Raw genomic sequence first — 17456 nt, 5'->3', positions numbered from 1 at the left:
CAAGGCTGAGGCAAGCTTCCGCAGCGGCAATCTGCCGCTGTCTCACCCTCCCCCGCGCGGCGCTCTACGAGGACCCCCACCCCGTCTCACGATCTTCGCTTCGCTGCGATCATGAGCCGACCCTCCCCACAAGGGGGAGGGTGAGCAGATCTATTCGCCGGGCGGCTTGCCGGGCTCGGAGTGCATCCGGCGCACGCGGCGTACGCCCCACCAGACCAGCAGGATGGCGACAGGCACCGAAGCCGCGGTAATGATCTCCGGTGCGAAGGCATGGCCGAAGATCGAGGCACCCTTGGCGACATAGCCGACAAGGCCGACCACATAATAGGAGACGGCGGCGACCGAGAGCCCCTCGACGGTCTGCTGCAGGCGCAGTTGCAGGCGGGCGCGATTGTTCATCGAGGCAAGCAGGTCGCGGTTCTGTTTCTCGACCTCGACATCAACCCAGGTGCGCAGCAGCGTCGTGGCGCGGGTCAGTTTTCGCGACAGATTTTCCTGCCGCTCCTCGACCGAGCGGCAGGTGCGCATTGCGGGCGCCACCCGGCGCTGCAGGAACCCGCGCCATGTGTCATAGCCGGGCACAGCCTCTTCCTCGAGCGCCTCCAGCCGTTCGCCGACGATGCCGTCATAGGCACGGCTGGCGCCGAAACGGTAAAGGCTCGACGCCGCGTCCGCCTCCAACTCCGCCGCAAGTTCGGTCAGATCGGCCAGCAAGGTCTGGCTGTCGCGAGTCCCGGCGACCTTCATCTCCAGCGTGGTCTGCGCCAGCCGGTCTTCGATGCGGCGGGCACGGCCGGACAAGGTCAACGCCAGCGGCAGGCCGAGCATGGCCAGCGTCCGATAGGTTTCGATGTCGATAAGCCGCTGCGACAACGCGCCGGTACGCGCCGGGGTCAAGCCGCGATCGAGCAGCAGCATGCGCGTCAGGCCATCGCCATCCTGGCGAAAATCGGTGACGATGGCGGCGTTTCCGCGCTCGACCAGCGAGTAGCACAGGCTGGTCGGATCGAAACCGGCTATCAGCTGCTCGCTCGCTTGCGTCCATTTGCGGATTTCGAGCCTGATGCCGGAGATGCAGGTTCCCGGCGGCGAAAACCCGTTGCCGAAGGGGGAGTCCTCCTGCGCCCTGCCGCTCTCGGAAAGCGGCCCTTCCCACAAATAGGTCGAGAATTCGGTGTGCCGCTCCCAGCGCAGCGAGCCCTTGCCCCATTTCATGGCATGATGGCGGGCCTGGCGGTCGGGCGCGGCGACGCCGAGGCGCCGCGACAGTTCGGAAAGCACCGCGTGGTCGACGCCCGAGCCCCCCTCGGTCATGAAGGCGAGTTGCATCAGGACGCGTGGCTTTTCGATCAGCGGGTGCGGCCGGGCATGAACCTCGCCGAGTGCGCCAGGCCGGCCCTCATGCGCAGGAAAGCCCATGACGCTGCCCTTGGCGCGCGGCTGGAATTCGAGATCGGACGGGTCGTCTGACACGGCTTGTTCCCTGGGTTTCCTTGAACCCTCTTGCACGCGCGTCCCTCTAGTGCCAATGGCCTGATGACGCAAACAGCAAGTTAGCCGAAGATGATGGCATCGGGCGGGAAATCGGCCCGCTTTTGTCAATTGGATAAATAATTTGACCAGTTGGCGAGGCAAGCTCTATTCTACGACACCGGTTCACCTTCCAGGCATTCTGTTGAGCGACATTTTTTCCAGGATCGAGCATTCGCGCACCGCCGACGAGGTGGTGCAGCAAATCGAGAGCCTCATCCTCGAAGGCGTGCTGCGCACCGGCGACCGGCTGCCGGGCGAGCGCGAGCTTGCACGCCAGTTCGACGTATCCCGGCCGATCCTGCGTGATGCGCTGAAGTCACTGGAAGGACGCGGCCTTTTGACGACAAGGCCCGGCGGCGGCACGCATGTCGCCGATGTCATCGGCCAGCTCTTCACCAAACCGGTGACAGACCTGATCTCGATGCACCGCAAGGCAGTGACCGATTATCTGGAATATCGCCGCGAGATCGAAGGGGTCGCGGCTGAATACGCGGCACGGCGCGCCACTGCCGACGACATGGCGCTGCTCGACAAGATCATGGCACGCATGGACGATGCGCACCGGACCGGCGACTTCGACGACGAGGCCGAGATTGATGTCGAGTTCCACCACGCGATCTGCGAATGCGCGCACAACATCATCCTTTTGCACACGTTGCGCTCCTGTTACCGGCTGTTGTCGGAAGGCGTGTTCCAGAACCGGCTGCTGGTGTTCACCGTGCCAGGCGCGCGCGACGCCCTGCTGGCGCAGCACCGCGCGATCCATGCGGCGGTGAAGGCCGGCGATCCGGATGCTGCCCGGCAAGCGGCGATGGACCACATCACCTATGTCGAACGGTCGATGGCGGAAGCCGAGCGCAGCGGCGACTGGCAGCGCGTTTCGCGACTGAGGCTGAAGCAGCGGGTCGAAGCCACCGATACCGAACCTGCACGCAAACGCTCCTAGCTATCGAAACGGGAAGCCCATGAGCCAGATCCTGACCATCGCCGACCTCAAGGACCTCGCCCGCCGGCGCGTGCCGAAGATGTTCTTCGACTATGCCGATTCCGGTTCGTGGACCGAAAGCACGTATCGGGCCAACGAAGAGGATTTCCAGAAGATCAAGTTCCGCCAGCGCGTGCTCGTCGATATGGACAACCGTTCGCTGGCATCGACGATGATCGGCGAAAAAGTGTCGATGCCGGTGGCATTGGCGCCAACCGGCATGACCGGCATGCAGCACGCTAATGGCGAGATGCTGGCGGCTCAGGCGGCGGAGGAATTCGGCGTGCCGTTCACCTTGTCGACGATGAGCATCTGCTCCATCGAGGATGTCGCCTCGGTAACCACGAAGCCGTTCTGGTTTCAGCTCTATGTGCTGCGTGACAAGGAGTTCGTGCTCAACCTGATCGACAGGGCAAAGGCGGCGAAATGCTCGGCGCTCGTGCTGACGCTCGACCTGCAGATTCTCGGTCAGCGCCACAAGGACATCCGCAATGGGCTTTCGGCGCCACCCAAGCTGACGCTGACGAACATCGTCGACATGGCCATCCGCCCGCACTGGTGCGCCGCCATGGCCGGCACGAAGCGGCGGACCTTCCGCAACATTGTCGGCCACGCCAAGGGTGTCGGCAACATGGCCTCGCTGGCATCGTGGACGACGGAGCAGTTCGACCCGCATCTGTCGTGGAAGGACGTCGCCTGGATCAAGGAGCGCTGGGGCGGCAAGCTGATCCTCAAGGGCATTCTCGACAAGGAGGACGCGCTGATGGCGGCCAAGACCGGCGCCGACGCGATCATCGTTTCCAACCATGGCGGGCGCCAGCTCGATGGTGCGTCGTCGTCGATCGGCGTGCTGGAAGAGATTGCCGACGCGGTTGGCGACACGATCGAAGTGCATATGGATGGCGGCATCCGCTCCGGGCAGGATGTCCTGAAGGCGCTTTGCCTAGGTGCCAAGGGAACCTATATCGGCCGGCCATTTCTTTATGGCCTGGGGGCGCTTGGCAAGGAAGGGGTTACCAAGGCGTTGGAAATCATCCGCAAGGAGATGGACATCACGCTGGCGCTGTGCGGAAAGCGTCTTGTCACCGACATGGGCAAGGACCAGCTCCGGCGCTAAGCCCGTGACCGCGCGACCACGGAGACACCGAAAAATTGGCAGAACCCGGCATCCATTTTCTCGACGCGCATGGGCCGGAAGGTGTGCGTCTTTACGCGATCGGCGATGTCCACGGCCGGCTCGACCTGCTGGCCGCCATGCATCGGCGCATCAGGACCGAGATCGAGCAGGAGGCGCCTGCCGACTGGCGCGTCATCCATCTTGGCGACTATGTCGACCGCGGGCCGGACTCGAAGGGCGTCATCGATTTCCTGATCGAAGCGCAAGAGCGCGACCCTCGTCACCTGATGCTGGCCGGCAACCACGACATCGGTTTTCTCGACTTTCTCAAGACCCCTGACCCGGAAGGGCTTTTCATCCGGTTCGGCGGCATCCAGACGGCACACTCTTACGGCGTGGCGATCAGTGAAGGCACAAGCATGTGGTTCGGCAAGGCCGAATCGGCCGTGCGCAAAGGACATCAGGCCCTGGTCGAGGCCGTGCCGCAAAGCCACATCGACTTCCTGCGATCGCTGCCGTTCTCCGCGACTTTCGGGGACTTCTTCTTCTGTCATGCCGGCATCAGGCCGGGCAATCCTCTGGAGAAGCAAAGCCCGCAGGACCTGATCTGGATCCGCGACGTCTTCCACAACCACCCCGACCTCTATCCGAAGATCGTGGTGCACGGCCACACGCCGGTGCCGGAGGCGGAAGTGATGGCCAACCGCGTCAATGTCGACACGCTTGCCTGGCAATCAGGCATGCTGAGCGCGCTCGTCGTCGACGGCGCGGACAAACGCATCCTGACAATGACGATCAAGGAAGCTTGAGCGTCGCGCGTCGGAGGACGCGAAAGGCGCTTTCCGCCTTTAGCGCAGCGAGGCGGTGACGCCGTAACCGTCGACGGCGTTGTGGTTGTTGGCTGCGTCGGCGGCATAGATGCCGAGACCGCACAGCACGATGGCGGACAACATGGCAAAGGACAGAAGCGCTGCTTTCACGGAGGTCATCTCTTGTTGAGCTTTCTGCATCTGTGCACCAGGCGGTTACCAATGCGTTGAAACGGAGAATTCGCTTCAAAGTTTCGACGATTTTGCGCTTCTAGGCATGTTCTGTATCAACGGTGTGTCGCGCGGGTCACACAAAAGGTTCATAGCCGTTGCACAGAAGATGCAGAGCGCGCGCCTTCTAGGATGGCGGGCGGACACAAGCCAAGAATGAAACGGTTTTCCCCAGGCGGTTTCACCGCCGCGTGCCAATTATGTCACGCTGGAGGGTACGGAGAGGCCAACACTCAGATGGTCGCTACCCAGGCACGGGCAATGGCGAGGCCAGCGGCATCCGCATCGGGCCCGTTGCGGGCCATTTCGCCATCGAGCTTGCCGGCCCAGTCGGGATGGCGAGCGGCGATGGTCGGGGCAAACGACGTGCTCCAGTCCTCGACCATCGGCCGGTCGGCCTCGAAATGGAACTGGAAGCCGTAGACGGCGCGGCCGACGCGAAATGCCTGGTTCTCGGCGACATCGTTGCCGGCAAGCCGCACGGCGGCCTCAGGCAGCACGAAGGTGTCGTCATGCCACTGGAAGATCGGGAATTTCTCCGGCAGCGCGCCCAGCACCGGATCGCCCTTGGCGTCCGCCGTCAGCGATACGCCGTGCCAGCCGAACTCATTGGCGCCGCCGATGCGGTTTTCGCCGCCGAAGGCACGGGCGACGAGTTGGCTGCCCAGGCAGATGCCGAGCACGGCGCGATCCTTGTCGGCAAAGTCGCGGGTCAGTTCGAGCAGTGCCGGGAAATAGGGGTACTCATCGTCGGCCAGCGCGTTCTGGCCGCCGCCGAGCACGATCATGGCATCATGCCCGGCCGCGTCATCCGGCAGGGGATCGCCTTTGTAAGGGAGACGCAGGTCGAGATCGGCACCCGCTTCCGCAAGTGCTGCGCCGACCTGGCCGAGGCCGGTATTGTCGTAGTTCTGCACCACCAGCACCCGCATCACAAAACCCTGCTGACATGAAAAGATGCGAGGAGCGATATCATGCCGCTCGCATTGCAGCCAAGATGCGTGTCCGGAGAGAAAACTATGCCACTGCAGAACCGGGTCGATCCGTTCGGTACCATCCACGCTGTGCCCGATCGCGGCATGTTCACCGGCAATCGCGGCATCATCCACGATCCCGAGACCAAGACGCTCAAGAAGAAGCGCTGGGCGCTTCCGGCCTGGATCATCTGCGTCCGCCAATTCCGCGATGTGCGGCGCGAACCGATGGGCCGCAACCGGAAGGGCGGCAAAGCGGGCTGGACAGAACTGTTCTTCCTCGACGAGGTGACGGCATTGGCGGCCGGGCATCGCCCCTGCTTCTTTTGCCAGCGCGAACGGGCCAGGGATTTCGTCGGCCGCTTCGGCGACGCGTTCGGCATTGCCGAACCGCGCGCGCCGATGGTCGACAAGCGGCTGCACAAGGAGCGGCTGGCCTCGGGCGGCAGGCCGCCAGGGATTGCTGTTGAAGACCTTGCCGGCCTGCCGGACGGCGCCATGGTTGCGGATGGTCGCACTGTTTATGCCCTGCGTAGGGGCAAGACGCTGCGCTGGTCGTTTGCGGGATATGGCCCACCCGCAGATTTCGGCCTGCTCAAAGGCAGGACGCTGTCGCTGCTGACGCCGGCCACGACGCTCGCCGTGCTGCGGCGTGGCTTTCGGCCGGTGTGGCATCCTACCGCCGAGGCTTGACGCCGGCGGCCGGCTCGCTCATTCCTCGGCGATGCGCGCCAATTACAAGATGCAACGTCTGTTCGTGCCCGACGATCTCGCGCCGGATGTCGAGTTCGACGCTGGCCAACAGCAGAGCCACTATCTCCTGCATGTGCTGCGGCTTGGCGAAGGCGCCGAAATCCTGGTGTTCAATGGCCGCGACGGGGAGTGGTCAGCGGCCATATCAGCGAAGACGAAAAGGGCGGTGCGGCTGAAGGTGTCAGCGCTGCAGCGGCCGCAGCCGCCGCTGCCCGATCTCGTCTACTGCTTTGCGCCGTTGAAGCAGGGCCGGCTCGACTATCTCGTGCAGAAGGCGGTCGAGATGGGCGCCGGCATCCTGCAGCCGGTCATCACCCAGCACACGCAAGTGGCCAAGCCGTCGATCGATCGCCTGCGCGCCAATGTCGTCGAAGCCGCCGAACAATGCGGCATCCTGGCCGTGCCTCAGGTGCACGAAGCCGAAAAATTCGACCGTTTGCTGACCGGCTGGGACACTGAGCGACGGCTGATCTTCTGCGATGAGGATGCTTCGACCAACAATCCGCTGGCCGCGCTGCAGGCGGTCAAGGAAAAGAAGCTTGCGCTGCTGGTCGGGCCGGAGGGCGGCTTTTCCGACGACGAGCGCAAGATGCTGCGCGCCCTGCCCTTCGTCACCGCCATTCCGCTCGGCCCGCGCATCCTGCGCGCCGACACGGCGGCGGTGGCCGCGCTCGCGGTGATGCAGGCAACTGTCGGAGACTGGTGAGACGTCATCCCTTGCAAGGGACGCAGAGTTCCAGCAACGTTCAATTCCTGTTGACCTGTGGCTCAGGATTTTTCGCTTGATCGTCTGCTGACATTTCGTCCATTTACCGCCGGCGGTCATCCGGCCGCCTCTGAGGGTACCATCATGGCGCGCGATACGACCGATTTCCGCCCGATCGAAGGTGTCGACGAACTCGTCGAGCATCTGGCCGAAGGCAACAAGCCGCGCGACAAATGGCGCATCGGCACCGAGCACGAGAAATTCCCCTTCTATGTCGACGGCAATGCACCGGTCCCCTATGGCGGCGAGCGCGGCATCCGCGCCATTCTCGAAGGCATGCAGTCAAAGCTCGGCTGGGATCCGATCGTCGATGACGGCCGCATCATCGGCCTGGTCGAGCCGACCGGTCAGGGTGCGATTTCGCTGGAACCCGGCGGCCAGTTCGAGCTTTCCGGCGCACCGCTGGAAACGATCCACCAGACCTGCCGCGAGGGCAACGCCCATCTGGCGCAGGTGCGCGAGATCGCCGAGCCGATGGGCATCCGTTTCCTCGGCCTCGGCGGCAGCCCGAAATGGTCGCTGGCCGAGACGCCGAAAATGCCGAAATCGCGCTATGAGATCATGACGCGCTACATGCCCAAGGTCGGCACCAAGGGCCTCGACATGATGTACCGCACCTGCACGATCCAGGTGAATCTCGACTTCGAGAGCGAGGCCGACATGCGCCGCAAGATGCAGGTGTCGTTGAAGCTGCAGCCGCTGTCGACGGCATTGTTCGCCAATTCGCCTTTCACCGAAAGCCACCCGAACGGCTTGCAGAGCTGGCGCGGCGATATCTGGCGCGACACCGACAACCAGCGCTCGGGCCTGCTCGAATTCTGCTTCTCGCCCGATTTCGGTTTCGCCGACTATGTCGAATGGGCGCTCGACGTGCCGATGTATTTCGTCATCCGCGACGGCCGCTATCACGACATGACGCACGTCACCTTCCGTCAGTTCATGGCCGGTGCCGCGCGCAATCAGGTGCCGGACGGGCTGCCGACAATGGGCGACTGGGCGAACCATCTGTCGACGCTGTTCCCGGACGTGCGGCTGAAGCGCTTCCTTGAGATGCGCGGCGCCGATGGCGGGCCATGGCGGCGCATCTGCGCGCTGCCTGCGTTCTGGGTCGGGCTGCTCTATGATGAAGCCGCACTCGATGCCGCCGAGGCGTTGACGTCGAGCTGGACGTATGAAGAAACGCTGGCGATGCGCAACGCCGTGCCGGAACAAGGCATTTCCGCACCGTTCCGCAACACCACGCTGCGCGAGATCGCGCGTGACGTGATGGTCATTTCCCGCATGGGCCTGAAGAACCGTGGCAAGAAGAACCGCGACGGTTATGACGAGACCTCGTTCCTCAACACGCTCGACGAGGTCGTGGCGCGCGGCACAACCAGCGCCGAGGAGATGCTGTCGGCCTACCACACGCGCTGGGGCGGCTCGATCGAGCCGGTTTTCATGGAATACGCCTATTAACCCTCGGATCTGGCAAAGCTGACCGGCCGGCAAAAGTCGCTTCAATCGGAAGTGGAAACAAACTAGGGTTCTTCGGCGAGGATTTCCGGAGGAGAGACCAATGCCTTCCTTGTTCGACATGCTGACACAGGCCCAGAACGGCAACGGCATGCAGGCCCTTGCCCAGCAATACGGGCTTTCGATGCAGCAGACGCAAGCCGCGGTCGCCGCATTGCTGCCGGCCTTTTCGCAGGGGCTGCAGCGCAACACAGCCGACCCTTACGGGCTCGGCGCCTTCATGACGGCGATGGCCAGCGGCCAGCACGCCAAGTATTTCGAGGACGCAACCCGGGCCTTCTCACCGCAAGGCGTCGATGAGGGCAACGGCATTCTCGGGCACCTGTTCGGCTCGAAAGACCTGTCGCGCGCCGTGGCCAGCCAGGCGGCGCAAGCCAGCGGCGTCAATCAGCAGATCCTGCAGCAGATGCTGCCGGCGATCGCCTCGATGGTCATGGGCGGGCTGTTCAAGCAGACGACAAATCAGATGCAGGCCGCCGGCGGTTTTGGCGGCGGCAACAATCCGCTCGGCGAGATCATCGAGCAGATGATGCGGCAAGGCGGCGGCATGCAGGCCCCGGCGCCGCAGCCGCGCCAAGCGCCGCCACCCCAGAACCCGATGGACAACCCGCTCGGCAAGGTGTTGCAGGACATGTTCGGCGGCGGTGCGGCTCAGCCACAGCCGCAAAGCCAGCCGCAGCCGCAGCCCAATCCCTACGGCGACAATCCACTCGGCAAGGTGCTGCAGGACATGTTCGGCGGTGGCGCGCCTCAGCCGCAGCCGCAAGGGCGGGCGCAGCCGCAGCCTCAGCAGACACAAAGCCCCTACGGAGACAATCCGCTGGGGAAAATCTTCGAGGAGATGCTGCGGCAAGGTGGCGGTGGCTTAGGCGGCATCCCTGGCGGACAGCCGGCGCCGCAACAGCCTCAAGCGCCCCCACAGCAGCGTCAGGCACCGCAGCCACAGGCCAATCCGAGCGGCAGGCCGAAAAACCCGTTCGACGACCTGTTCGGCAAGATGTTCGAGACCGGCGCCCAGCAGCGTGACGACTACCAGAAGGGCGTGGAGACGATCTTCGACCAGTTCAAGCGCGATATGGATCGGCGGTAAGACATGATGGACAGACTTGAATATCCGGTCGTCATTGCGCCACTTTCTGCAGAGGATGGAGCCTGATCTGCCAGGCTGCGTGAGTGATGGCGACACTCCTGAAGAGGCCATCGCCAATGTCCAGGACGCCATAGCAGCCTGGATAGAGGCCGCGCATGAGCTCGGCAGATCGATACCAAGGCCATCGCGAAAGCTGGCATTCGCCTGACAGCCAAAGGAAAAGCCCGGTCCTGGGAGGACCGGGCAGAGTGCAGGCGGGCCGGGGGGATCCGGCAGGGAGTGGGAGCCTGCATACTCGTCAGTCGCGTCGAACCCCGAAAAGGTTCGCGGCAACCTAAACAACAAGCATCAGATCAGGCCACCTTGCGGGCGATGTCCTCGATCGTTTCGATGCGATCGCTGGCGATTTCGCGCAGCATCGCCGTCGGGTCGCGGCCAAACGGCACGTCGATGGCGACGTGCAGGTCGCCGCGCGTCAGGCCGATATCGGCGAGTTCGGCGTCCGACATCTCGCCAAGACGATAGAAGGCGCGGCGATTTTTCCAGGCGCGGTAGATGTTGGAGACAGTGTTGGCCACGCGAGTCGCAACGGCCGGACGCGAGGTGATGCGCGAGGTCTCGGTGGCGAAATCAAACGTGGTCATTGTCGGTCTCCTTCAGACTCGAACTGACAAAACCAGGCGATCGGCGCTGGCGACAGCGGCCGTTCCGGCTTCGATTCACATGCCTTCATGTGGACAATGCCAATTTGCCATCGGCCGATTGATTAATCCAACGAATGTTTCTAATCTTTACCATCAACACCAGTGATGGATCATGTCGATGAAATCGCCGCTCGATCTCGATCAGTTGCAAACTTTCATCTCGATTGCCGACACCGGCAGCTTCACCAGAGCGGCCGAAGAGGTGCACCGGACCCAGTCGGCGGTGTCGATGCAGATGCGCCGGCTGGAGGAGCGGCTCGGCAAGCCGCTGTTCGAAAAGGACGGGCGCACCAACAGGCTGACCGAGGAAGGCGACAAGCTGCTTTCCTATGCGCGGCGGCTGCTCTATCTCAACCGTGAGACGCTGGCTGCCTTCGACGACCGGCGGCTCGAAGGCACGATCCGCATCGGCACGCCCGACGACTATGCCGACCGTTTCCTGCCCGAGATCATGGCGCGGTTCACGCGCTCCAATCCGCGCGTCGAACTGACCGTCATCTGCGAGCCGACACCGGGGCTGGTCGAGCATATCAAGCGCGGCAATCTCGACCTCGCGCTGGTGACTCACAACGACGTACGCGGCCAGTCGGAGGTGGTGCGGCGCGAACCGCTGCTGTGGGTCACCTCGGCCAACCATGCGACGCATGAGCAGGAAACGCTGCCGATGGCCTTCGGCCGGCCGAACTGCATCTGGCGGCGCGCCGCCGTCGATGTGCTCGACCAGCAGAACCGCGACTATCGCATCCTGTTCACCAGTTTCTCGGCCACCGTCATCACCGCCGCGGTGCTTTCGGGCCTCGCGATCTCGGTGCTGCCGGAATGTGCGCTACGGCCCGGCATGCGGGTGCTGGGCGAAGCCGACGGCTTCGGCGCCCTGCCCGATTGCCGCATCGGCATCATGCGCGGCCAGACGTCGCGGCCGGAGATCGTCGATGCGCTCGCCCGCCATATTTCGGAAAGCCTGGACAACATCTCCGTGCCGGTCGGTGAAGATCCCGGGACATTCGATTTCGCGGCACTCGCCTTCACCAAGCTGCGGCGAACCAAGCCGAACCAGATTCTGCCCGGCTGGTAGGCGGGGTCAGGTATGCGGGTTATGAACGGCTGGCCCGACGCAACCGCCTTGACGCGGGCGCCCAACCGTTCCCCAATCGACCGATGAGCGAAGCAGCATCCGAATCACGCACCAACGCCGCCGAATATACGGTGAGCGAGATTTCCGGCGCGCTGAAGCGCACGGTCGAGGACGTTTTCGGCAATGTGCGGGTGCGCGGCGAAATATCAGGCTATCGCGGGCCGCATTCGTCCGGTCATGCTTATTTCGCGCTGAAGGACGACCGTGCCCGTCTCGACGCCGTGGTCTGGAAAGGCACGATGAGCCGGCTGAAATTCCGCCCCGAGGAGGGGATGGAGGTGATCGCCACCGGCAAGCTCACCACTTATCCCGGCAAGTCCAACTACCAGATCGTCATCGACAATCTGGAGCCTGCCGGCGCCGGCGCCCTGATGGCTCTGCTGGAGGAGCGCAAGCGGCGGCTACAGGCCGAGGGGCTGTTCGATGCCGGTCGCAAGCGGTTGCTGCCATTCATGCCGCGCGTCATCGGCGTCGTCACCTCGCCGACAGGGTCCGTCATCCGCGACATCATCCACCGCATCAAGGACCGCTTTCCGCTGCACATCCTGGTCTGGCCGGTGCGTGTTCAAGGCGAGACGTCAGGCGCGGAAGTGACTGCCGCGGTCAACGGCTTCAACGCGCTGGCCTGGGACGGCGCCATTCAGCGCCCCGATCTGCTGATCGTGGCGCGCGGCGGCGGCAGCCTCGAAGACCTCTGGGGCTTCAACGACGAGGCGCTCGCCCGCGCCGTTGCCGCTTCCGGCATTCCGGTGATCTCGGCTGTCGGCCACGAGACCGACTGGACGCTGATCGACCTCGTTGCCGATGTGCGGGCGCCGACGCCGACGGGTGCGGCCGAAATCGCCGTGCCGGTGAAGGCGGACCTCGAAGCGACGCTTGCCAGCCTCGGAGCGCGGCTGAAAGCGGCGGTCCTGCGCAATTTCGAACGCAAGCGGCAGGCCGTCCGTGCCGCCGCCCGGGCTCTGCCCTCGCCCGATCAATTGCTGGCGCTGCCGCGCCGGCGCCTCGATGAGGCGACATCCAGGCTCGGCCGGGGCCTGTTGGTCTCCACCGAACGCAAGCGTGCAAGGTTTTTTGCCGTAAAGCTGACACCGGCAATGCTGTCGCAGCGCATTGCCGAGGCGCGGCGCACCAACGAACGCAATCTTTTGCGAGCACAAGGGGCACTGCGCGCGTTGGCAAGAGCCCGGCGTGCGGAGCTTAACCGAGCGGCCGATCAATTGCCAAAATGTGCCAGGGCATCGCTGCAGCGGCACAAGCAGCAACTGGGCATGCTGCAAGGCCGCATCACGATCGAGCCGACGGCACGGCGGCAACGCGTGCAGAGGGATTTGCTGACAGCTTTGACGAGACGCGGCACGCAAGCAGTGGTGCTCAGGCTGGAGCGCCTGCGCGGCCGCGTCGTCCAGGCCGACAGGTTGATGGCGTCGCTGTCGCACAAGGCCGTCCTGGCGCGCGGCTTTGCGCTGGTGAGGGATGCGGATGGCGCGGTGATCAAGCAGGCTGCCGAGGTGGCGTCGGGAATGGCGCTTTCGCTCGAGTTCGCCGACGGCATCGCCGATGCGGTGGCGATCACCGGCACGGCAAAACCGAAAGCCGTGGCCAAGCCGGCGGCCAAGGCCAAGGAGCCGGGCAATCAGGGATCCCTGTTCTGAGACCATGACCGACAATCCGCATCATCTGACAACACCCTCGGGCAAACCGCGCGCGCGAAATTTCGGCATCGGCTTCGATGGGCGGCCCGGACCGTTTAACGCGATCACCGATGTGCCCGGCGTGACGGTCGGCTATGCGACGCTGATTTCGGGCGATGGCGCGCTTGTCGTCGGCGAGGGACCGGTGCGCACCGGCGTGACCGCGATCCTGCCCAGGCCGCTCGCCGACCTCGCCACGCCGGTCTTCGCCGGCATTTTCAGCCAGAACGGAAACGGCGAACTGACCGGCTCGCACATCGTCGAGGAAACCGGCGCTTTCAACTTCCCGATCACCATCACCAACACGCATTCCTGCGGTGTTTCCCGCGACGGCACGCTGCGCTGGATGCAAAGCGTGCTGCCGGCAGCGCTCGACAGCGGCTGGGGGCTGCCGGTGGCGGCGGAGACCTATGACGGCTTCCTCAACGACATCAACGGCCACCATTTGACGTCAGAGCATGTTGCGCAGGCTCTCGACGGTGCCGCCGGCGGGCCTATCGAGGAAGGCAGCGTCGGCGGCGGCACCGGCATGATCACCTTCGGCTTCAAGGCCGGCTCCGGCACGGCGTCGCGCATCGTCGAATGGCAAGGCCGTGCCTACACCGTCGGCGCCTTCGTGCAGTCTAATTTTGGAAAACGGCGCAATATCACCATTCGCGGCCTGCGCGCCGGGCCGGAGCTTCTCGAACCGGCGGTCCGCGAAGGCACACCGCGTGCTGAAAAGGGCTCGATCATTGCCGTCGCCGCCACCGACGCACCGTTCCTGCCGCATCAGATGAAGCGGCTGGCCCGACGGGTGCCGCTTGGCGTCGCCTTGACCGGCGGCTTCGGCTATCACAGTTCAGGCGACATTTTTATCGCCTTCTCGACCGCCAATGCGAGCGCGGCGCTGGCGCCATCCGGCCGCATCGCCAGCGCCGATTTTATTCCGGACACCGATATCGATCCGTTTTTCGATGCAGTGATCCAGACCGTGGAGGAAGCAATCCTCAACGCGCTGGTTGCCAATGACGATATGACCGGACGCGACGGGAATTTCGTGCCGGCGCTGCCGAAGACGTGGCTGAAGGAGAAGTTTGGCTGAAGACAAAAACGCGGGCCACAAGCCCGCGCTGGAACACGTCGCCGCTATGCGATCATTCCGCGGCTTTGATCATTCCGCGGCTTTTCCGGGGGCCTGCTGGCTTTCCTCGGCCTCGGCCGCTTCCTCAAGCCGGGATGCGATAAGTTCCTGGATATCGCCGACTTCTTCCTGGATGTCCTCCAGCGGGATGCCGACCTCGGCCGCCTCGGCGGCGCACTCCTTGGCCAGGGTTTCGGCCTGCTTGTCGATCCTTGCCTGGGAGGACTGGCAATGGACCTTTTCGCCGATCCATCCCCGCAAGAATTCGATGGCGTGTTCACTCATACTGCTGTTCCCTGGCGGCAAAGCCGGTTGGTAATCACAAACGTCGACATCCCGCAAAGGATGCATGTCCCCATTCCAGCCGAGTCGCGGTCGTCCGGCAAGCCAATGCCGTCCAAGGTCCACAGAGCCATAGGAAATCGAGGGGTCAAGAGCATTTTCTGATTCTGGAGGGGTCGGTACCGTTGGCTGGGTCACGCCCAGCGCTGCGCCACTGTTTCTATTTGCTTTTTTCCGGTTTCCGAGCCGATTTCCGTCACAATAGATGGCGCAACACACTACACATTCACAGTTGCTTCGAGGTGCTGCCCTCGGGCGCGCAGGTCGAAGCCGCCGCTATATAGTGACATCCTCCTGCAATGTCGACTCCGCTCGCCATGCTGCTTCTTTCCGCCGCGCCGAAGGCTCCGCAACGGATCAAGAGCAAGTGACGATGGACGCGAACCGGGTGGAGCAAGCCTCGGCGGAATCGCTCAGACGTGCACAGCCACCACCGCCGCGCAGTCGCCGGCCTTGACCAGCCCGGGGAAATGCCGCGCCGCCAGCATGCCCGACATTTTTGCCCGGATCTCCTGCGGGGCGATGCCGGTGCGGCCGGTGGAATGGATGCGCGCCAGCACCGAGCCTTCTTCGACGGGCTCACCGAGATCGACCATGGTTTCGATCATGCCGTCATCTTCGGCGAAGGAGAAACAATCGCCCGACGGCATGTCGAGCCACTGGGTTCGAGTCTTCTCGACCGCACCATCTACAATGCCAGCATGGCGCAGTACGTTGAGAATGCCGCGCCGCGCGATCCGCACCGTCTGCGCACGCGACGTGCCGCCGCCGCCCAGCTCGGTGCTGACGAAGACCTTGCCCATCTCCTCGGCTGCCGTGTCATACATGCCGACGGCGTCGATCTCGATCATGCGCATCGAGAACGGGGCGGCGAAGGCCGCGACCGCGTCGAAGGCTTTCTGTTCCAGCGCCTTGTCGGGCAAAGTATGCGCGGCGCAGAACGGCACGAAGTCCAGCGTCTTGCCGCCGGAATGGAAGTCGAACACGATGTCGGCGCGGGGGAGCAGCTCACGCTGGAAATAGTCGGCGATCTTCTCGGTCACCGTCCCGTCCGGCCGGCCGGGAAAGCTGCGGTTCATGTTGCCCCTGTCGATCGGCGAGGTGCGCGTGCCAGCACGGAAGGCCGGATAGTTCATGGCCGGCACGATGATCACCGTGCCGCTGACTTGCTTGGGATCGAGGGTCCTGGCGAGATCGTAGAGGGCCAGCGGCCCCTCATACTCGTCGCCATGGTTGCCGCCGGTCAGCAGCGCTGCCGGCCCGTTGCCGTTGCGGATGACGCAGATCGGGATCATAACCGAGCCCCACGCGGAATCGTCGCGGCTGTAGGGCAAGCGCAGGAAACCGTGCTGAATGCCGTCGCGGTCGAAATCGACGGTCGGCGCGATCGGCGACGGGCGGGTGCTGGACATCGGGCTCAATCCTTCACCACCAGCTTGCGCGGCACATTGGCCAGGCACTCCACACCGGTTTCGGTGATCAGGATGGACTCGGTGATCTCCAGTCCCATCGTTTCCAGCCACAGGCCGGTCATGAAATGGAAGGTCATGCCGGGCTTGAGCTCGGTGCGGTCGCCGGGACGCAGGCTCATCGTGCGCTCGCCCCAGTCCGGCGGATAGGACAGGCCGATCGAGTAGCCGGTGCGGTTGTCCTTGACGATACCGTATCGCTTGAGGACACCGAAGAAGGCGTTGGCGATGTCCTCGCAGGCGTTGCCGGGTTTCGCGGCAGCCAGCCCGGCTTCCATACCTTCCAGCGTCGCCTTCTCGGCATCGAGGAATTCCTGCGTCGGCTTGCCTAGGAAGACGGTGCGCGACAGCGGGCAGTGATAGCGGTTGTAGCAGCCGGCAATCTCGAAGAAGGTGCCCTCGCCCCGCTTCATCGCTCTGTCATCCCAGGTCAGATGCGGCGCCGAGGCATCGGCACCCGACGGCAGCAGCGGCACGATCGCCGGATAGTCGCCGCCAATACCGTCGACGCCGCGCGTGCCGGCATCATAGATTTCGGCGACGAGATCGCATTTGCGCATGCCGACCTCGATCTTGTCGAAGATGCGCTGATGCATGGCCTCGACGATGCGGGCCGCCTTGCGCATATAATCGATCTCGGTCGGGCTCTTCACCGCACGCTGCCAGTTGACAAGCGCGGTGGCATCGACAAAGCGGGCATTGGGCAGATGCTTCTGCAGCGACGCAAAGGCGGCCGCCGAGAACCAGTAATTGTCCATTTCGACGCCGACTGTCAGCTTGCCCCAGCCGCGATCCGCAAGCACGCTGGCCAAAAAATCCATCGGGTGGCGCTCGGTCGACTGCACATAGTGATCGGCATAGCCGACGATATTGTCGTGCGCGAGATAAGCGGTGCGCTTGGCGCCGTTGGCGTCCTGGCCGCGGCCGTACCAGACCGGCTCGCCCGAAGGCGGCACGATAACCGCCTGGTGCACATAGAACGACCAGCCGTCATAGCCGGTCAACCAGGCCATGTTGGAAGGATCGCTGACAACAAGAAGATCGACGCCCTTGGCCTCCATGGCCTTGCGTGTCTTGGCGAGGCGATCCGCATATTCGCCGCGCGAGAATCTCAGGTTCGGTTGCATTGTTCTTGGTCCTCGTTTGTTGGGCCTTGCGGCCGGTATCAGCTTTGAATCCAACTCGTCGTTCTTGTTTGAGCGTGATCTCTGGACAA

Annotated in this window: 18 protein-coding genes; 11 read left to right on the top strand and 7 right to left on the bottom strand. The window is 63.9% G+C overall.

Features of this window, described 5'->3' with window-relative positions:
- Positions 1-150: 150 nt before the first annotated feature.
- The gene (locus NP503_RS28365; protein WP_127272364.1) at positions 151-1473 is read right to left on the bottom strand and encodes a DUF3422 family protein; all 1323 of its coding nucleotides are present in this window, start codon (positions 1471-1473) and stop codon (positions 151-153) included.
- A 202-nt stretch (positions 1474-1675) separates the two neighbouring features.
- Here NP503_RS28365 and NP503_RS28360 point away from each other — a divergent pair, with 202 nt between their 5' ends.
- Genes NP503_RS28360 through NP503_RS28350 form a run of 3 tightly spaced genes read left to right on the top strand, consistent with a single transcriptional unit; the run spans position 1676 to position 4444 of the window.
- Positions 1676-2479, top strand: coding sequence for an FCD domain-containing protein (locus tag NP503_RS28360; RefSeq protein WP_127267705.1), 804 nt, complete (start codon positions 1676-1678; stop codon positions 2477-2479).
- A gap of 19 nt (positions 2480-2498) precedes the next feature.
- The gene (locus NP503_RS28355) at positions 2499-3635 is read left to right on the top strand and encodes an alpha-hydroxy acid oxidase (protein ID WP_127267706.1); all 1137 of its coding nucleotides are present in this window, start codon (positions 2499-2501) and stop codon (positions 3633-3635) included.
- Positions 3636-3670: 35 nt separating this feature from the next.
- Positions 3671-4444 (top strand): metallophosphoesterase family protein, encoded by a 774-nt coding sequence (locus NP503_RS28350; protein WP_127267707.1) that lies wholly within the window; start codon positions 3671-3673, stop codon positions 4442-4444.
- Between the two features lie 39 nt (positions 4445-4483).
- Here the strand turns inward: NP503_RS28350 and NP503_RS28345 are convergent, their stop codons facing one another.
- Positions 4484-4615 carry a hypothetical protein gene (locus tag NP503_RS28345; RefSeq protein ID WP_013893872.1) on the bottom strand — a complete coding sequence of 44 codons (132 nt, stop codon included), beginning with the start codon at positions 4613-4615 and terminating at the stop codon, positions 4484-4486.
- Positions 4616-4908: 293 nt separating this feature from the next.
- Positions 4909-5607 (bottom strand): type 1 glutamine amidotransferase, encoded by a 699-nt coding sequence (locus tag NP503_RS28340; RefSeq protein ID WP_127267708.1) that lies wholly within the window; start codon positions 5605-5607, stop codon positions 4909-4911.
- 87 nt (positions 5608-5694) lie between these two features.
- Between NP503_RS28340 and NP503_RS28335 the strand changes: the two genes are divergently transcribed.
- From NP503_RS28335 to NP503_RS28315, 5 genes are all read left to right on the top strand, one after another.
- Positions 5695-6342, top strand: coding sequence for a hypothetical protein (locus NP503_RS28335; protein WP_127267709.1), 648 nt, complete (start codon positions 5695-5697; stop codon positions 6340-6342).
- A gap of 31 nt (positions 6343-6373) precedes the next feature.
- Positions 6374-7108, top strand: coding sequence for a 16S rRNA (uracil(1498)-N(3))-methyltransferase (locus NP503_RS28330; protein WP_127267710.1), 735 nt, complete (start codon positions 6374-6376; stop codon positions 7106-7108).
- Positions 7109-7252: 144 nt separating this feature from the next.
- A complete protein-coding gene (locus tag NP503_RS28325) occupies positions 7253-8626 on the top strand; it encodes a glutamate--cysteine ligase (protein ID WP_127267711.1) in 1374 nt (457 codons plus the stop codon).
- A 100-nt stretch (positions 8627-8726) separates the two neighbouring features.
- The gene (locus NP503_RS28320) at positions 8727-9773 is read left to right on the top strand and encodes a DUF937 domain-containing protein (RefSeq protein ID WP_127267712.1); all 1047 of its coding nucleotides are present in this window, start codon (positions 8727-8729) and stop codon (positions 9771-9773) included.
- 55 nt (positions 9774-9828) lie between these two features.
- Complete coding sequence (locus NP503_RS28315; protein ID WP_236383376.1) at positions 9829-9981, top strand: type II toxin-antitoxin system HicB family antitoxin; 153 nt, start codon at positions 9829-9831, stop codon at positions 9979-9981.
- Positions 9982-10126: 145 nt separating this feature from the next.
- Here NP503_RS28315 and NP503_RS28310 read toward each other — a convergent pair whose 3' ends face one another.
- Positions 10127-10417, bottom strand: a complete 291-nt coding sequence (locus NP503_RS28310; protein WP_127267713.1) for a DUF1127 domain-containing protein — start codon at positions 10415-10417, stop codon at positions 10127-10129.
- 178 nt (positions 10418-10595) lie between these two features.
- Here NP503_RS28310 and NP503_RS28305 point away from each other — a divergent pair, with 178 nt between their 5' ends.
- From NP503_RS28305 to NP503_RS28295, 3 genes are all read left to right on the top strand, one after another.
- The gene (locus NP503_RS28305; protein ID WP_063170125.1) at positions 10596-11552 is read left to right on the top strand and encodes a LysR substrate-binding domain-containing protein; all 957 of its coding nucleotides are present in this window, start codon (positions 10596-10598) and stop codon (positions 11550-11552) included.
- Positions 11553-11635: 83 nt separating this feature from the next.
- Positions 11636-13267: an exodeoxyribonuclease VII large subunit gene (xseA, locus tag NP503_RS28300; RefSeq protein ID WP_127272365.1), complete on the top strand. Its 1632-nt coding sequence runs from the start codon at positions 11636-11638 to the stop codon at positions 13265-13267.
- A gap of 4 nt (positions 13268-13271) precedes the next feature.
- Positions 13272-14390 (top strand): P1 family peptidase, encoded by a 1119-nt coding sequence (locus tag NP503_RS28295; protein ID WP_127273195.1) that lies wholly within the window; start codon positions 13272-13274, stop codon positions 14388-14390.
- 69 nt (positions 14391-14459) lie between these two features.
- Here NP503_RS28295 and NP503_RS28290 read toward each other — a convergent pair whose 3' ends face one another.
- The 3 genes from NP503_RS28290 to doeA all read right to left on the bottom strand — a co-directional run bounded on the left by NP503_RS28290 (position 14460) and on the right by doeA (position 17367).
- A complete protein-coding gene (locus NP503_RS28290) occupies positions 14460-14714 on the bottom strand; it encodes a DUF768 domain-containing protein (RefSeq protein ID WP_127271474.1) in 255 nt (84 codons plus the stop codon).
- A 470-nt stretch (positions 14715-15184) separates the two neighbouring features.
- The gene (doeB, locus tag NP503_RS28285) at positions 15185-16183 is read right to left on the bottom strand and encodes a N(2)-acetyl-L-2,4-diaminobutanoate deacetylase DoeB (protein WP_127272431.1); all 999 of its coding nucleotides are present in this window, start codon (positions 16181-16183) and stop codon (positions 15185-15187) included.
- 5 nt (positions 16184-16188) lie between these two features.
- The gene (doeA, locus tag NP503_RS28280; RefSeq protein WP_127271633.1) at positions 16189-17367 is read right to left on the bottom strand and encodes an ectoine hydrolase DoeA; all 1179 of its coding nucleotides are present in this window, start codon (positions 17365-17367) and stop codon (positions 16189-16191) included.
- Positions 17368-17456: the final 89 nt, after the last annotated feature.

Origin of the sequence: Mesorhizobium sp. SEMIA396 (assembly GCF_024518615.1) — a bacterium.
In the GTDB taxonomy this organism is placed as follows: Bacteria; Pseudomonadota; Alphaproteobacteria; order Rhizobiales; family Rhizobiaceae; genus Mesorhizobium.
Note: the sequence above shows the minus strand (reverse complement) of the source record. Positions and strands in the feature narration are given on the sequence as shown.

What these genes read in the sequence shown, in the direction of transcription:
- NP503_RS28330 (WP_127267710.1), top strand. Translation starts at nt 6,374, where the DNA reads ATGCGCGCCAATTACAAGATGCAACGTCTGTTCGTGCCCGACGATCTC.
- NP503_RS28355 (WP_127267706.1), top strand. Translation starts at nt 2,499, where the DNA reads ATGAGCCAGATCCTGACCATCGCCGACCTCAAGGACCTCGCCCGCCGG.
- NP503_RS28310 (WP_127267713.1), bottom strand. Translation starts at nt 10,417, where the DNA reads ATGACCACGTTTGATTTCGCCACCGAGACCTCGCGCATCACCTCGCGT.
- NP503_RS28335 (WP_127267709.1), top strand. Translation starts at nt 5,695, where the DNA reads ATGCCACTGCAGAACCGGGTCGATCCGTTCGGTACCATCCACGCTGTG.
- NP503_RS28305 (WP_063170125.1), top strand. Translation starts at nt 10,596, where the DNA reads ATGAAATCGCCGCTCGATCTCGATCAGTTGCAAACTTTCATCTCGATT.
- NP503_RS28315 (WP_236383376.1), top strand. Translation starts at nt 9,829, where the DNA reads ATGGAGCCTGATCTGCCAGGCTGCGTGAGTGATGGCGACACTCCTGAA.
- doeB (WP_127272431.1), bottom strand. Translation starts at nt 16,183, where the DNA reads ATGTCCAGCACCCGCCCGTCGCCGATCGCGCCGACCGTCGATTTCGAC.
- NP503_RS28325 (WP_127267711.1), top strand. Translation starts at nt 7,253, where the DNA reads ATGGCGCGCGATACGACCGATTTCCGCCCGATCGAAGGTGTCGACGAA.
- NP503_RS28290 (WP_127271474.1), bottom strand. Translation starts at nt 14,714, where the DNA reads ATGAGTGAACACGCCATCGAATTCTTGCGGGGATGGATCGGCGAAAAG.
- NP503_RS28295 (WP_127273195.1), top strand. Translation starts at nt 13,272, where the DNA reads ATGACCGACAATCCGCATCATCTGACAACACCCTCGGGCAAACCGCGC.
- xseA (WP_127272365.1), top strand. Translation starts at nt 11,636, where the DNA reads ATGAGCGAAGCAGCATCCGAATCACGCACCAACGCCGCCGAATATACG.
- doeA (WP_127271633.1), bottom strand. Translation starts at nt 17,367, where the DNA reads ATGCAACCGAACCTGAGATTCTCGCGCGGCGAATATGCGGATCGCCTC.
- NP503_RS28320 (WP_127267712.1), top strand. Translation starts at nt 8,727, where the DNA reads ATGCCTTCCTTGTTCGACATGCTGACACAGGCCCAGAACGGCAACGGC.
- NP503_RS28340 (WP_127267708.1), bottom strand. Translation starts at nt 5,607, where the DNA reads ATGCGGGTGCTGGTGGTGCAGAACTACGACAATACCGGCCTCGGCCAG.